The sequence below is a fragment of the Nocardia sp. NPDC004722 genome (assembly GCF_053601505.1).
In genome coordinates, this window is sequence record NZ_JBSGBY010000183.1 from 1 (window position 1) to 13,399 (window position 13,399).

The 13,399-nt window shown below is 68.5% G+C and carries 18 protein-coding genes; 9 read left to right on the forward strand and 9 right to left on the reverse strand.

Annotated elements, in window-relative coordinates; all coding sequences use genetic code 11:
* Positions 1 to 303: DapH/DapD/GlmU-related protein (locus ACWELQ_RS19325; protein ID WP_452398425.1), on the forward strand; the 303-nt coding region annotated here is incomplete at its 5' end.
* A gap of 88 nt (positions 304 to 391) precedes the next feature.
* On the opposite strand, the gene ACWELQ_RS19330 is transcribed toward ACWELQ_RS19325, so the two are convergent.
* Complete coding sequence (locus tag ACWELQ_RS19330; RefSeq protein WP_452398426.1) at positions 392 to 1,270, reverse strand: SDR family NAD(P)-dependent oxidoreductase; 879 nt, start codon at positions 1,268 to 1,270, stop codon at positions 392 to 394.
* A 4-nt stretch (positions 1,271 to 1,274) separates the two neighbouring features.
* Positions 1,275 to 1,487 carry a hypothetical protein gene (locus ACWELQ_RS19335; protein WP_452398427.1) on the reverse strand — a complete coding sequence of 71 codons (213 nt, stop codon included), beginning with the start codon at positions 1,485 to 1,487 and terminating at the stop codon, positions 1,275 to 1,277.
* Positions 1,488 to 1,669: 182 nt separating this feature from the next.
* On the opposite strand from ACWELQ_RS19335, the gene ACWELQ_RS19340 reads away from it, so the two are divergent.
* The gene (locus ACWELQ_RS19340) at positions 1,670 to 2,530 is read left to right on the forward strand and encodes an NAD(P)H-binding protein (RefSeq protein ID WP_452398428.1); all 861 of its coding nucleotides are present in this window, start codon (positions 1,670 to 1,672) and stop codon (positions 2,528 to 2,530) included.
* A gap of 3 nt (positions 2,531 to 2,533) precedes the next feature.
* Here ACWELQ_RS19340 and ACWELQ_RS19345 read toward each other — a convergent pair whose 3' ends face one another.
* A complete protein-coding gene (locus tag ACWELQ_RS19345) occupies positions 2,534 to 2,902 on the reverse strand; it encodes a hypothetical protein (RefSeq protein WP_452398429.1) in 369 nt (122 codons plus the stop codon).
* 125 nt (positions 2,903 to 3,027) lie between these two features.
* Positions 3,028 to 3,813: a DeoR/GlpR family DNA-binding transcription regulator gene (locus tag ACWELQ_RS19350; protein WP_452398430.1), complete on the reverse strand. Its 786-nt coding sequence runs from the start codon at positions 3,811 to 3,813 to the stop codon at positions 3,028 to 3,030.
* A gap of 120 nt (positions 3,814 to 3,933) precedes the next feature.
* Here ACWELQ_RS19350 and ACWELQ_RS19355 point away from each other — a divergent pair, with 120 nt between their 5' ends.
* On the forward strand, positions 3,934 to 4,725 hold the full coding sequence (locus ACWELQ_RS19355) for a helix-turn-helix domain-containing protein (protein WP_452398431.1): 792 nt from the start codon (positions 3,934 to 3,936) through the stop codon (positions 4,723 to 4,725).
* Between the two features lie 183 nt (positions 4,726 to 4,908).
* Entirely contained in the window at positions 4,909 to 5,760 is an 852-nt protein-coding gene (locus ACWELQ_RS19360) for a fructosamine kinase family protein (RefSeq protein ID WP_452398432.1), read from the forward strand.
* On the opposite strand, the gene ACWELQ_RS19365 is transcribed toward ACWELQ_RS19360, so the two are convergent.
* Entirely contained in the window at positions 5,743 to 6,141 is a 399-nt protein-coding gene (locus ACWELQ_RS19365) for a nitroreductase family deazaflavin-dependent oxidoreductase (protein WP_452398433.1), read from the reverse strand. The genes ACWELQ_RS19360 and ACWELQ_RS19365 overlap by 18 nt on opposite strands.
* Before the next feature lie 134 nt (positions 6,142 to 6,275).
* Between ACWELQ_RS19365 and ACWELQ_RS19370 the strand changes: the two genes are divergently transcribed.
* The 3 genes from ACWELQ_RS19370 (at position 6,276) to ACWELQ_RS19380 (ending at position 8,088) form a co-directional block, all read left to right on the forward strand.
* Positions 6,276 to 6,932 carry a TetR/AcrR family transcriptional regulator C-terminal domain-containing protein gene (locus ACWELQ_RS19370; RefSeq protein ID WP_452398434.1) on the forward strand — a complete coding sequence of 219 codons (657 nt, stop codon included), beginning with the start codon at positions 6,276 to 6,278 and terminating at the stop codon, positions 6,930 to 6,932.
* Positions 6,933 to 6,996: 64 nt separating this feature from the next.
* Positions 6,997 to 7,383, forward strand: coding sequence for an SMU1112c/YaeR family gloxylase I-like metalloprotein (gene gloA2 / locus ACWELQ_RS19375; protein ID WP_452398435.1), 387 nt, complete (start codon positions 6,997 to 6,999; stop codon positions 7,381 to 7,383).
* Between the two features lie 213 nt (positions 7,384 to 7,596).
* On the forward strand, positions 7,597 to 8,088 hold the full coding sequence (locus tag ACWELQ_RS19380) for a peptidylprolyl isomerase (RefSeq protein WP_452398436.1): 492 nt from the start codon (positions 7,597 to 7,599) through the stop codon (positions 8,086 to 8,088).
* A 74-nt stretch (positions 8,089 to 8,162) separates the two neighbouring features.
* Here the strand turns inward: ACWELQ_RS19380 and ACWELQ_RS19385 are convergent, their stop codons facing one another.
* Both ACWELQ_RS19385 and ACWELQ_RS19390 read right to left on the reverse strand, forming a co-directional pair.
* On the reverse strand, positions 8,163 to 8,657 hold the full coding sequence (locus ACWELQ_RS19385; protein WP_452398437.1) for a phosphoribosyltransferase: 495 nt from the start codon (positions 8,655 to 8,657) through the stop codon (positions 8,163 to 8,165).
* Between the two features lie 40 nt (positions 8,658 to 8,697).
* Positions 8,698 to 9,408 carry a metal-dependent hydrolase gene (locus ACWELQ_RS19390; RefSeq protein ID WP_452398438.1) on the reverse strand — a complete coding sequence of 237 codons (711 nt, stop codon included), beginning with the start codon at positions 9,406 to 9,408 and terminating at the stop codon, positions 8,698 to 8,700.
* Between the two features lie 260 nt (positions 9,409 to 9,668).
* On the opposite strand from ACWELQ_RS19390, the gene ACWELQ_RS19395 reads away from it, so the two are divergent.
* A complete protein-coding gene (locus ACWELQ_RS19395; RefSeq protein ID WP_452398439.1) occupies positions 9,669 to 10,415 on the forward strand; it encodes an SCO6745 family protein in 747 nt (248 codons plus the stop codon).
* Here ACWELQ_RS19395 and ACWELQ_RS19400 read toward each other — a convergent pair.
* A complete protein-coding gene (locus tag ACWELQ_RS19400; protein WP_452398440.1) occupies positions 10,388 to 10,807 on the reverse strand; it encodes a hypothetical protein in 420 nt (139 codons plus the stop codon). The two genes, ACWELQ_RS19395 and ACWELQ_RS19400, sit on opposite strands and share 28 nt — an antisense overlap.
* 92 nt (positions 10,808 to 10,899) lie before the next feature.
* Positions 10,900 to 11,751 carry an alpha/beta fold hydrolase gene (locus ACWELQ_RS19405; protein WP_452398441.1) on the reverse strand — a complete coding sequence of 284 codons (852 nt, stop codon included), beginning with the start codon at positions 11,749 to 11,751 and terminating at the stop codon, positions 10,900 to 10,902.
* Positions 11,752 to 11,859: 108 nt separating this feature from the next.
* Between ACWELQ_RS19405 and ACWELQ_RS19410 the strand changes: the two genes are divergently transcribed.
* The coding region (locus ACWELQ_RS19410) for a heavy metal translocating P-type ATPase (protein WP_452398442.1) at positions 11,860 to 13,399 on the forward strand (1,540 nt) is incomplete at its 3' end.

Here is a 13,399-nt window from a genome sequence, read left to right on the forward strand (position 1 = left end):
GACGCCATCGTCTTGGATTGCGCGCCGGTGACCATCGGCGACGACGTCTCCATCGGCCCGCGCGCCCAGCTGCTGACCGCCCTGCATCCCATGACCGACCACGACCTGCGCCGCGAGCGCTGGGAGACGGCCGCCCCCATCACGATCGGCGACAATGTGTGGCTCGGCGGCGGGGTGATCGTGTGCGCGGGCGTGACGATCGGCGCGCACACCGTGGTCGGCGCGGGCAGCGTCGTCACCCGCGATCTGCCGGAGAAGGTGTTCGCCGCAGGCAATCCCGCCCGCGTGATCCGCACGCTCTGAGCTCGCACACGGACGTCGGCCACGCGGGACGCCCGGGGCACTGTTCACTGTCGTGCCCTGGACGCCCCTCGTCGTCGGGCAGCGCGAATTACCCCGGCAGCCCGACCAGTTCGGCACACAGTCGATGCAGGCGGGTGGCGGCGGCATCGTCCTGCGCGGCAGGCGTCGGGGCGGTGACGCGGTTGCGCTGGAAGTAGCAGCCGGACACGGCGGCGACATCCGGGTCGGTGGCCAGGTAGGTGAGCGTCCGGCCGCCCTGTTCGGGGGAGGACATGAGCAGGCGTTTACCGAGCGCCAGCGCGGGCTGGGCGAACCAGGGCGCGGAGTCCCAGATGCCGGTGGCGACCACGCCGGGATGAAAGGCGTTGGCGCTGACCCGGGTTCCGCTCAGCCGCCGCGCCAGGTCACGCACGTAGAGGATGTTGGCGAGCTTGGCGCGCCCGTAAGCGCCCGCGCCGGTGTAGCCGTGCCGCAGTTGCGGGTCCTCGAGGTGCAGTGTCGCGCCGTGATGCATGGCCGAGGACGTGAACAGGATGCGGGCGGGGGCGCTGTCGCGCAGCCGGTCCAGCAGCAGTTCGGTGAGCAGGAACCCGGCGAGATGGTTGACCGCGAAGGTGGCCTCGAGCCCGTCGGGGGTTTCGGTGCGGTGGTAGAAGAATCCGCCCGCGTTGTTGGCCAGCACGTCGAGCCGGTCGTAGCGGGCTCGCACGGTGTCGGCGAGCGCGTGCACCTCGTCGAGGCGCGACAGGTCGCAGGGCAGGGCGTCGATGTCGGCGGCGGCGACCGCGCGCACCGACTCCGCTGCGGCGGTGAGCTTTTCGCGGTCACGGCCGACGAGCAGCAGGCGGTGTCCCGCGGCGGCGAGCTGGTGCGCGGCGGCCAGTCCGATTCCGGAGCTGGCTCCCGTGATCAGCATGGTCTTCATGCCCGGCCAGCCTGCCACACCGCGCCCGCGCTGTCGCGGCACCCGGTCATTCGACCGTGCTGGTGATCTCATGAAAGGCACTGTCGCGCAACAACTGTGACACCTGGCCGGGTGCACCGAACCGAACCGGGCGAGGGTGGTGGCGGTCGAAGCGGTCGGGGCCGTCGCCGCCGCCCAGGCCGACCTGGAACAGCGGGCGCGTCGACCGGGCGGGCAACAGGCGTTGCGCTCCCGCATCGGCATGGTCGGCGAACACCACCGCGACGAACCGGCGTGCGGCACATCGACCGAGCAACGGGCGGGATCTCGACCGAGCTGTGCGAGGATCCTGACCCTGCCGCGTGGGGGAGGCTCACCGGGCTGTGCGAGCTTTCCTGGCGAGAACCCGCCACCGGCGGCGAACACGCTGTGGCGCAAGGTCACGACCCGTACCGTGGGTTCATGCAGCCGGTCCTGGTCACCGGTGCCGCCGGGGGGCGCGATGGATCCACCGGTCGGCACCTCACCGCACAACTGCTCGGTCGCGGCACCCCCGTGCGCGCGCTCGTGCACACCGACGATGTCCGCGCCACCGTATTGCGTGCTCTCGGCGCGGAGGTGGTGGTCGGCGATGTCCGCGATCTCGCGGTGGTGCGGGCGGCCATGGCGGGTGCGCGCAGCGCCTACTTCACCTACCCGGTGCTCGACGGCCTGCTCGACGCCGCGGGCGCGTTCGCCGTCGCCGCCCGCGAGGCCGAGGTCGAACGCGTCGTCGCGGTCTCCCAGCTCGCCGCCGGACCGCAGGCGTTGACCCCGCGCATGCGCCAGCACTGGGTGGCCGAGCAGATCCTGGACTGGGCCGACATCGGCGCGATTCATTTGCGCGCGGCCGTCTTCCACGAAAACCTGGCCCGCGTCGCCGACACCGGCGCGACCCTGGTCCTGCCGATGGGACCGGAAACCACCGAACTGCCGCTGGTCGCCGCCTCGGATGTGGCACGCGTGGCCGCCGCCCTGCTGACCGACCCGGACCTCGAGGCCGACCCGGTGCTGCTGCTGACCGGCGACGTGGTCTCCATCGGCACCGCCGCCCGCCTACTGGGCCGCACCTATCGCGACGACGACCCGGACGCTTGGCAGCGGTGGGCGATCCAGTTCTACGGCAGCGCCCACGCGGCCGAGCACCTGTCGAAACTGTGGGAGATCTTCCGGGTCCTCGGCGAGGGGACCGGCCTCTATCAGGTCACCCCGGCGATCGAGAAGATCGGCGGACACCCGCCGATCACCCTCTCGGACTTCGCAATCCACCGCCCGGTGCACTGAACGTCAGCGCGGCGCGGGGATCTCGGTGAGGCTGTAGTAGATCCGCTTGCCCTGAGCTCGGGCCGAGGTCACCATCCGGTCCGCGCCCTCGGAGTCGCCGCCGATACGCAGGACCGCGTCGCAGCGTGACAGCAGTTGTTCGGCGATCGGGTGGAAAATCTCGTCGTAGATCGAATCTCCGTGCCCGGTGCTGCCCGCGGTCTCGAGCAGTGGGAGCGCCAGCGCTTCACCGGTGACGGGGAGGTGCCCAGCCCGGAACAGGGTCAGGGCGGTCTCGTTCATGGCGCGCACGTTCGCCGCCAGCTTGGCCGGATCGTCGCCGGTGCCGGAGCGGTACGGGCCCGCGACCAAGATCATCTGGGCATTCGACATGGCAACTCCTTATCGGGTGACAACTTCGATATCGGTGAACGGCTGCGGTACCGGCAACGGCTTCGGTAGGGGTGAGAGCGCTCGTGGGTGGGAGCGCAGCGTAAGGGGGCGACGCGGCATTCGGCTCACACCGCGTGTACGAGGACGCCCGCGTCGCGCAGGGCGTCGAGGGTGGGCGGACCGGCCGGGTGGATCGCCGGGTCGGAAGCCGAACGGTCGGTCACGAATTCGTGGGCGGCCGCCAACCCGGCCACCTGGCCGAAGGCACGCACGCCGAGTTTCGTGGCATCGGCGACCGCGAGCACCCGGGCCGACTGGGCGATGCCCGCTTGTTTGACCGCGGCATCGTCGAGAGAGAACTCCGACCAGCCGTACTCGGCGTGCACCCCGCCGATCGACAGGACGAACACATCGAAGGCCATCGACTCCAGCGTGCGTAAAGCCAACGGGCCGACCAGGGATTGCTCACCAGCGCGCGCCCGGCCACCGACCACCAGCAGCTCGATCTGCGGCTGATCGGCCAGGCACACCGCCGTCTGCAAGCTCAACGCGGTCACCGAGAGCGGGGCCCGGTGCGTCAACGCCCGTGCCACGTGCACCGTCGTGGTCCCCGCGTCCAGCAGCACCCGTGAGCCCGGTGCGATCAGCTCCGCGACCGCCGCGCCCAAGCGATCCTTGATCGCCGCCGACCACTCCGCGCGATCGGCGAAACCGCCTGCCCCGGTGCGGGACCGGGTCGCGACCGCGCCCCCGTGCACCCGTCGCACCAGCCCGCGCCGCTCCAACGTGTCCAGATCCCGGCGCACCGTCATCTCCGAAACACCCAGGCGCGCGGCCAGTTCCGTCACCGCGATGCGGTCGGCGCCCTGCACCAGGCGCAGCGTGACATCCAAACGTTCGGCGGCATCCACCCCACAGTTCTAACACTCTCATGTTCAAATGAACAGGCATAGGTGCGAAACGACGGGTAGCGCCGCGCTTTACGTCACAGGTAATGGCTTGCGGTAGTGACCCATTCGTACGATCCCCCCATGGCGACACCCACGGCAGGCGAGCTCCTGCGCCACTGGCGCACCACCCGGCGACTGAGCCAACTCGAACTCGCCGGCCGCGCCGACACCTCCACCCGCCACCTCAGCTTCATCGAAACCGGCCGCGCCACCCCGAGCCGTCACATGCTGCTGCACCTGTCCGACGAACTCGACATCCCGCTGCGCGAACGCAACCGCATGCTCCTCGCCGCCGGATACGCCCCCGTCTACGCCGAACCCGCCCTCGACAACCCGGCCATGACAGCCATCCGAGAAGCCATGCGCGGCATCCTCACCGGCCTCGAACCACACCCCGCGCTCGCCATCGACGCCTCCTGGACCATGGTCGACGCCAACGCGGGCATCGCACTGTTCCTGCACGACATCGACCCCGCCCTGCTGACCCCTCCCGTCAACGCCCTGCGCCTGACCCTGCACCCCAACGGCCTCGCCCCGCGCATCGTCAACCTCGCCGAATGGCGCGGGCACCTCTTCGAACGCCTGCAACGCCAGATCGACGTCACCGGCGCCCCCGAACTCACCGCCCTGCTACACGAACTGCGCGCCTACCCCGGCGGCGAGGAAACCCCCGGCCTCCCCGAGCCCGACCAGGCCGTCGTCCCACTGCGCCTCCGGATCGACGGCCACGAACTCGTCTTCCTCAGCGTCACCACCGTTTTCGGCACCCCGATGAACGTGACCGTCGCCGAACTTGCCATCGAAGCCTTCCTGCCCGCCGACACGGCCACCGCCGCGCACCTGCGCGAACTCCTCGCCACACCGACCGCCTAGGCCGAGGCGTCGCCACTCCGATTGATTAAGGTCCCGCCGTACTGGCCGACCACACCGCAGGCCGTTCTCGCGGCCGACCGCGCCGGTTCGCTCCGCAGCCTGGGACAGGCGTTGATTGGTCGAATCCGCCCCATCCGACTAGTCGGTCCGCAGCGTTGCGTCCATACCGCACAATGGGAGTCCATGGACGTGCCCGCGCACCTCACCCACCTGACCGGCACACCCATCACACGGCTGCACCACCTCGGCCGCAGCCACGCCTGGACCCTGCACCGCGCCGAAACCGCCGACGGCCGCGAACTATTCGTCAAAGCCCTCACCGACGGCGACCACTCCAGCGTCCTCACCGCCGAAGCCGCCGGACTGCGCTGGCTCGCCACCGCACACCCCGACCTCATCCCGCCCGTGCTCGCCGCCGACCCGCACATGCTCGTGCTGCCCTGGCAGTCGACGACCGCCGCGGGCCCCACCGCCGCCGAACACCTCGGCCGCGCCCTCGCCGCCCTGCACACCGACGCACTCGACACCTACGGCGCACCCTGGCCGGGCTACATCGCCACCCTGCCCCTGGACAACACCCCGCACACCGGGGACTGGCCCACCTGGTACGCCCGCTACCGCCTCACCCCGTACCTGCCCGCCGCCGCCCCCGTCCTCGGCCCCGACGGAATCCGCCTGCTGCACCGCGTCATCGACCGCATCGACACCCTCGCCGGACCACCCGAACCACCCGCCCGCCTGCACGGCGACCTCTGGTCCGGCAACATCCTCTGGACCGACCACCACGCCCTGCTCATCGACCCCGCCGCCCACGGCGGACACCGCGAAACCGACCTCGCCATGCTCGCCCTCTTCGGCGCACCCCACCTCGACCGCGTCCTCGCCGCCTACCAGGAGATCGCACCCCTGAATTCGGGCTGGCGGCAACGCATCCCGCTACACCAACTCCACCCGCTGCTCGTCCACGTCGTCCTGTTCGGCGGCTCGTACCGCGGGATGCTGCTGGCCGCCGCGGCCTCAGCCCTCGCCGCCTAACACTTCCGGAGACCCGGGCAGCAGATCCATACGCAGATATTCGGTGATGCGCAGCAGCCGGGGCGGATGATCCTTCGCCAGCAGGACGGGCAGCGCCTCGGCTGCGGAAACCAGACGGGGCGCAGTGAGTTCCAAGTCGCGACCGCCGACCCGCAGACCGGCTTGGCCCGCGGCGAGCACATTGCGCACCCAGTCCGAGGCCGACCCGTACACCAGGATGAACAGATAGCCGCCCTCGACGGGATAGGCGTCGAGCGGCGTGCGGTAGACGGTCCCGGAGCTGCGGCCCACATGAGTGAGGACCGGCCACTTGCCGCCCGCCAGAGCGCGCGGATTGAACACGCGCTTGTTGATCTGACCCCACCATCTCGGCATCGGCATGAGAATCTCCTCGCTGGACTTACGACTGTAAGTGTGCCTTACGCCCGTAAGGATGACTTACAGTTGTAAGCCTGTCAATGCGGGCACCGAGCCACCGCAGCGCACCGAATCGCCACACGCACCGAGGAGACGCCATGACACGACCCGCCCTCACCCGGCAGCGGGTCATCGACGCCGCCATCCGCGTCGCCGACCGCGGGGGAGCCGACGCCATCAGCATGCGGCGGGTCGCACAGGAACTCGGAGTGGAAGCGATGTCGCTCTACCACCACGTCCCCAACAAGGACGCCCTACTCGACGGCGTCGTCGACGCCGTCTTCACCGCCATCGAACTGCCCGCGCCCCAACCGGATTGGCGCACCGCCCTGCGCGCCCGCGCCGAATCGGCCCGCACCGTCCTGGCCCGCCACCGTTGGGCCCTGGGCCTGCTCGACTCCCGCCCGACCCCCGGCCTCGCCACCCTGCGCCACCACGACGCCGTCCTCGGCATCCTCCTCGACGCCGGATTCACCCTCGAACTGGCCGCCCACGCCGTCTCCCTCCTCGACAGCTACATCGGCGGATACGTACTCCAAGAAGCGAACCTGCCGATGACAACCGCGTCCGACGTGCAGCAGGTCGCCGACAGCATCCTCACCGACCTCCCCGACGGCGAACTCCCACACCTGCGAGCAATGATCACCGACCACGCCCTCCGCCCCGACTACGACCACACCACCGAATTCACCTTCGGCCTCGACCTGATCCTCGACAGCCTCGAAACCCGCCGCCGCACAGCCACCACCAGCTGATCGGCCGTCGTACCCGGGTCTGTCGTCCTGAGGGCGGCGGTGGTCGTGCGCTAGCGTCGGGGGAGTGCAGCTGCAGCGGATTCATCACGTCGCGATCATCGCCAGCGACTATGAGCGGTCGAAGGCGTTCTATACCGAGGTGCTCGGGTTGCGGGTGATCGCTGAGCACTATCGGGCCGAAAGGCGTTCGTACAAGCTGGATCTCGGGCTGCCCGATGGTGGGCAGGTGGAGTTGTTCTCGTTTCCGTCGCCCCCGCCGCGGCCCTCCCGGCCCGAGGCTGCCGGGCTGCGGCATCTCGCGTTCGCCGTGGCGGATGTGGAGGCGGCGCTGGCGGAGCTGCGGGGGAGGGGAGTGGAGGTGGAGGAGATGCGGGTGGACGAGTACACGGGGAAGCGGTTCGCGTTCTTCGCCGATCCCGACGATCTGCCGATCGAGCTGTACGAGATCTGAGCGGCTCTGGGCACTCCGCATGGCTTCTAATTCGAACATTAGGAAATGGAACTATGCGCATCTACGCATGTTGTCTCGTTTCGGGAAAATCTCCCTGACTCACCACCACCCGCACACTCACTACCTCACGCATCACCCACGAACCTCGAAGAGGGGAGCGGCTATTCGATGCCGCCGGGTCGTCGGATTGGGGGCTCCCATACGATGGGTCGCATGACCAAAGTGCTCCTGAAGACCTCCGCCGGGGATATCACCCTGGAACTTGACGAGGCCAAGGCACCCAAGACCGTCGCGAACTTCGTCGACTACGTCAAGGCGGGCCACTACGCGGACACCGTCTTCCACCGGGTGATCCCGAACTTCATGATCCAGGGTGGCGGCATGACCGCCGATATGAAGCAGAAGCCGGCCCCGAACCAGGTCGAGAACGAGGCCGCCAACGGCCTGAAGAACGACAAGTACACCGTCGCCATGGCGCGTACCTCGGCCCCGCATTCGGCCAGCGCGCAGTTCTTCATCAACACCAGCACCAATGACTTCCTGAACTACCCGGGCCAGGACGGCTGGGGTTACGCGGTGTTCGGCAAGGTCGTCGACGGCGCGGACGTCGTGGACAAGATCGGCGTCGCGCGCACCGCCAACAAGGCCGGTCACGGCGACGTGCCGGTCGAACCGATCACCATCCTCTCCGCCGAGCTGGTCTGAACCACTTCGCCCTAGCGGACGAACGGCCCGGAACCATGCGGTTCCGGGCCGTTGTCGTTGCTGCGTAAGGCGTTTCAGGCGTCGAGCACGCGGACTTCGCGTTTCACCACGGGCGGCAGCACCGACCAGGGGAAGTTGATCCACCGGTCGGTGCGCTTCCACACGTATTCGCAGTCCACCTCGGAGTGCGGCTTCTGGTAGATGACCGCGCACCGCACCTCGGCGACGTGCGCGGAACAGAAGTCGCGCACCAGTTTGAGGGTCTTGCCGGTGTCGGCGACATCGTCGGCGACGAGCACGGTCGCGCCGGTGAGGTCGACGGCATTGGGTACGGGCGGCAGCATGACCGGCATGGCGAGGCGTTGATCGACGCCGGTGTAGAACTCGACGTTCATGACGTGCAGGTTCTTGACGTCGAGGGCGTAGCCGAGGGCGCCGGCGACGAAGAGCCCGCCGCGGGCGATCGAGAGGATGAGGTCGGGTTCGAAGCCGTCGTCGGCGATCTCCTGGGCGAGATCGCGGCTGGCGTCGCCGAACAGTTCCCAGCTCAGTTCCTCGCGGTCGCTCATGCCTGACTCCGTTCTGCCTGCGGCGGTGGGTCTTCGGATCTTACGGATGGTGGGTGAGGGTGTACCAGAGCAGGGCGAGGGTACCCAGCGCGAAGAGCGGAACCAGGATCATGGTTTCGACCTTGTTGCCGGTGCGGTCGATGATCGGGACCCGGGTACGGATCTTCAGCGGCCACAGCAGCCGGCAGCCGCGGTCGGTGAGGCAGTCGCCGATGAGGTGGGCGAGCGCGCCCAGGCCGACGGAGAACGGCAGCCAGGTGGGTTTGTCGCTGATGAAATGGTCGATGGCGAAGGTGCCGCAGACGGCGAGAATCGCCACGGTCCCGTAGGACTTGAGCCCCTCGCCGCTTGGCGCGAACCCGAGGGCCTTGATGGCGAGCGCGAGCAGGAAGAACACCAGCGACAGCGTGAAGTAGCGCCCGAGGAAGTGCTCACCGGCCCAGGTGCCGTACGTGACGAGCGCGACGAACGCGAACGAATGCGTGCCGTGGCGATGCCCCCCGGATACCCAGGAGATACCTTTGCAGGCGTAGTGCGAGACCGGACCCAGCACATGGGAAATCGTGCCGGAGGGATGGTCTGCATCGGGCAGCAGCGCGGCCCCCGCGGTGAGAAAGGTCCCCATCACCAGATCGACAGGTCGAATGACCCCGGATTCCACTGCGGGATAAGTCAAGACGGTGAACGGCAACGCCGCGGCCGCCGCCGACCACGCGAGCGCGCCGCTGGTCGCATGTGAATGTCCTAGCACCGCTTGGAGGTTAGCGGATCTGACCGACACGTCTTGACGGGTGAATGCGGTGCCGAGGTGTATTGCCCGGCAGTCGATTCCGTTGCGATCGGTGACTGGGTTGCCAATTAGTTGTCAGCGCAACGTAATTCGATGGTGGCGGGCAGTTCCGGCCGGGCCGGATGTGTTCCATATCGCTTTCCGGGTGCCCGTGTGCGGCCGGTCGGAGCGCTGAAATAGTCTCGGATCGATTGCGCTTTCCGCTTCAGAGAGGAACGGACATGTCGGTTGCGTCCGCGGTGAAGGATCAGATTCAGCAGATCGGTGGGGGATTCATGTTCTCCCGGGAAGCGCGGGCCTTCTCCGACAGCACCGGTGTTCCAGGTTTTCTGCCCGGATATACGCGTGGGCGCGGCGGTGTGTTGGGTGAGGTGGACGCGGACGTGGTGAGTTCGGCGTTCGGGTTCTTCCGGCCCGAGACGGTCCGTGCGGCATGGGAGTCGACGTCCTCGACGCCCGCCGAGGCGGCGGCGCTGGGGTATTTGAAGGTCTGCCAGGATTTCGGCCGCCGCAAGCTGGCCGGTTTCGAGGACTCCGAGCGGCTGGCGGAGTTGTTGCGGCGGGTGGTGGCGGCCGCGGATCCGGTGGGTGCGCCGCTGTTCGCGGGTTGGCGGGCGCTGCCGCAGGCCGAGGACGCGCCGGGGTTGGTGTTGCAGCTGATTCACGTGCTGCGTGAGCTGCGAGGTGGCCTGCATCTGGTCGGTGTGCTGGGCAGTGGTTTGACGCCGTTGCAGGCGGTGCTGATCGCGGGTTCGCCGCTGGAGTCGGGTGTTGATCACGCCCGGAGTTTCGGCTGGCCGGAGCCCTACGCTGAGATCACCGCGGAGCTGAAAGGCCGTTGGATGCAGGCGGAGTCGATCACCGACGATCTGATCGCACCGGCGTTCGCGGTGCTCGAGGACAAGGAGGGCGACGAGCTCGCCGCCCTGCTGACCGCTTGTCAGGCTGTGGTTTTCGGGTCGCGCTGAGTGTGCGGCCGCGCTGGTGCGGTGAGCAGCCAGCGCCAGCGCGGCAGTTCGGTGGCCGTGGTGATCGCGGCGAGGACGGCCACGAGGACGACCGCCCAGACCGGTAGGACGAGGATCGCGCCCCAGAGTGCGCCGCCGAGTTCGAGCAGCATGAACGCGATGGTCACGATGCCGGGCACGGGGACCGTGATCTGTTCCTTGTCGCCGGGGGTGGCGAAGACACCGGGTAGGGCGATGAGGACGAGGACGGCCAGGATCGACCAGGCCACGGAGTAGTGGAACAGCCCCCACGGCAGGGTGATCCAGCCGACGAGTTCGGTGAGGACGCGGAGCAGGGCGGGGATCCGGCCGCGCTCGGTGAGATTGGGTGAGGTGGCCGCGCGTTCGAGCATGCGGTGAGAGTCGCATACCCCGGTGGTGCGTGCAGCGCGAACGGTACGCGGGTGGTGTGTGTCCGCGCTGCACGACGGTGTTCGAATGCGGTTCAGCGGTGCAGGAATTCGAGGGTGACGCGTTCGAAGGCTTCCTTGGCCTCGTACATCACCCAGTGCCCGCACTTGGGGAAGACGTGCAGTTCGGCCAGGGGGATCTGGCGCAGGGGGATGAGCGCCATGTCGGTGGGGCACTGGCGGTCGTCGGCGCCCCAGGTCAGCAGGACCGGGCTCTTGACCTTGTGCAGCATCGACCAGTACGGCGGGGTAGGGGAGTGGTCGAGGAACTGCTGTTGTAGCGCAAGTGCTTCGGACCCGTACATGGCTTTGAGGCTGGCTTGGGCGGCCGGGTCGGTGGCGGCGTTCCAGCGTTCTTCGACGAGGTCGTCGGTGATCATCTTGGGGTCGTAGATCATGCAGCGCAGCCAGCGGTCGAGGCCCTCGCGGGTGGGGTTGTCGGCGAATTCCGACAGCAGCCGGGTGCCTTCGCTGGGGTTGGCCGACAGCAGTGAATGTCCGACGCCGCCGATGGCGATGAGTTTTTCGACCCGTTGCGGGTGCGCGATGGCGACATTGACGGCGACGACGCCGCCCATGGAGTTGCCGAGCAGGGCGGCGGAGTCGATGCCGAGGGCGTCCATGAAGCGGATGACGGAGTCGACGGCGGTGAGGACGGGGTGGCCGGGGACGGGGTCGCTGACGCCGAAGCCGGGGAATTCGAGTACGTAGCAGTGGAAGTGGTCGGCGTAGAAGCCGAGGTTGCCGCGGAAGTTGCGCCAGCCGTTCACGCCGATTCCGGAGCCGTGCAGCAGAATCAGGGGAGGGCCGTCGCCGGCCTCGTGGTAGCGCAGGACGCCTTTGTCGGTGGCGATTTCGCGTCGGGTGTTCTCGTAGGTGACATCCACGCCACCCACAGTAGAACAGGTTTCAGTTTGGGGTTCGGATCCGCAGGTCGGCGCAATAACAAATAATCACATGCAGACATGCGCATGTATTTAAGCTAATCTCGCCGTATGGAGACCATGGCGAACAACCGGAAAAGCAACCAGGACGGCCACGGCCACGGCTTGCTGGGTCCGCGTGCGGAAATGGCCGCCGCCCTCGGATCCGGTATCACCTACACCGCCGGTATGGCGGCGAAGTATCTGCTCGACACCCCGGTCTGGGTGCCGACCACGCTGTTTCTGGCCACCTATGTGCTGGGTGGCTTCTTCACGATCCGTTCGGCGGTGGACACCATCCGCCGCGGCCGTTTCGAGGTCGACTTCCTGATGCTGGTGGCCGCCGCGGGCGCGGCCGCGGTCGGCAAGTGGGCCGAGGGCTCGGTGCTGCTGTTCCTGTTCAGCCTCGGGCACGCGCTCGAGGAGTACGCGATGGGTCGCGCGCAGCGCTCGATCGCCGCCCTGGGTGAGCTCGCGCCGAGTACCGCGCTGGTGCGTCGCGACGGCGACCGGGTCGACGAGGTCGACATCGAGGAGTTGCGGGTCGGGGATACGGTTGTGGTGCTGCCGAATTCGCGGTTGAGCGCCGACGGGATCGTGGTCGCGGGCCTCAGCGCCATCGACGAGTCGTCGGTGACGGGGGAGAGCATGCCGGTGGAGAAGCAGCCGGTGGCCGATGTGGCGGCCGCGCTGGCGGGCCGCACTCCGGTGTCGGAGGCGCATCGGGTGTTCGCGGGCACGCTCAACGGCTCCGGTGCTCTGGATGTGCTGGTGACCAGTCGCGCCGAGGATTCGACGCTGGCGCGGGTGATCGCGATGGTCCGTGACGCCGATACCCAGAAGTCGCCGACGCAGCGGTTCATCGACCGCTTCCAGCGGGTGTACGTCCCGGCTGTGATCGTGGGTGTGCTGGCAGTGATCGGGTTCGGGGTGGCCGCGTTGTCGGAGCCGTTCGCGGACAGCTTCTATCGCGGCATGGTGGTGTTGGTCGCGGCGAGCCCGTGCGCGCTGGCAATCGCGACGCCGAGCGCGGTGCTGGCGGGTGTGGCCCGTGCCGCGCAGGCGGGGGTGCTGGCCAAGGGCGGTGGCCCGCTGGAGTCGCTGGGCCGGGTGCGTTCGATCGCCTTCGACAAGACCGGAACGTTGACCTGGGGTCAGCCGCGGGTCACGGATGTGGTGGCGGTGCGCCCGGAGGTGCGGGAGCTGCTGGTGACGACGGTGGTGGCGGTGGAGTCCTTCAGCGATCATCCGCTGGCCGCGGCGATCACCCGTGATCTGGCGTTGGAGGTGCCGGTCGGTTCGGAACTCAGTGCCGCGGAGGTCAACTCGGTGACCGGGCGGGGCGTGCGGGCGATGGTGGACGGGTTGCCCACGGAGATCGGGAACCTGACGATGTTCACCGAGCTGGACCCCGACGGTGTGCCCGGCGATATCGCGGCCACGGTCGAGCGGTTGCAGGAGCTGGGCCGCACCACCATGATCGTGCGCCACGGTGGCGTGTACCTGGGCGTGATCGGGGTGATGGATACCCCGCGCGCGGAGGCCGCTGCGGTGATCGCGCACCTACGGACGCTGGGCGTCACCGACATGGTCGTGATCTCCGGTGACAACC

What these genes read in the sequence shown, in the direction of transcription:
- ACWELQ_RS19370 (WP_452398434.1), top strand. Translation starts at nt 6,276, where the DNA reads ATGACACGACCCGCCCTCACCCGGCAGCGGGTCATCGACGCCGCCATC.
- ACWELQ_RS19345 (WP_452398429.1), bottom strand. Translation starts at nt 2,902, where the DNA reads ATGTCGAATGCCCAGATGATCTTGGTCGCGGGCCCGTACCGCTCCGGC.
- ACWELQ_RS19385 (WP_452398437.1), bottom strand. Translation starts at nt 8,657, where the DNA reads ATGAGCGACCGCGAGGAACTGAGCTGGGAACTGTTCGGCGACGCCAGC.
- ACWELQ_RS19365 (WP_452398433.1), bottom strand. Translation starts at nt 6,141, where the DNA reads ATGCCGATGCCGAGATGGTGGGGTCAGATCAACAAGCGCGTGTTCAAT.
- ACWELQ_RS19340 (WP_452398428.1), top strand. Translation starts at nt 1,670, where the DNA reads ATGCAGCCGGTCCTGGTCACCGGTGCCGCCGGGGGGCGCGATGGATCC.
- ACWELQ_RS19355 (WP_452398431.1), top strand. Translation starts at nt 3,934, where the DNA reads ATGGCGACACCCACGGCAGGCGAGCTCCTGCGCCACTGGCGCACCACC.
- ACWELQ_RS19395 (WP_452398439.1), top strand. Translation starts at nt 9,669, where the DNA reads ATGTCGGTTGCGTCCGCGGTGAAGGATCAGATTCAGCAGATCGGTGGG.
- ACWELQ_RS19380 (WP_452398436.1), top strand. Translation starts at nt 7,597, where the DNA reads ATGACCAAAGTGCTCCTGAAGACCTCCGCCGGGGATATCACCCTGGAA.
- ACWELQ_RS19360 (WP_452398432.1), top strand. Translation starts at nt 4,909, where the DNA reads ATGGACGTGCCCGCGCACCTCACCCACCTGACCGGCACACCCATCACA.
- ACWELQ_RS19400 (WP_452398440.1), bottom strand. Translation starts at nt 10,807, where the DNA reads ATGCTCGAACGCGCGGCCACCTCACCCAATCTCACCGAGCGCGGCCGG.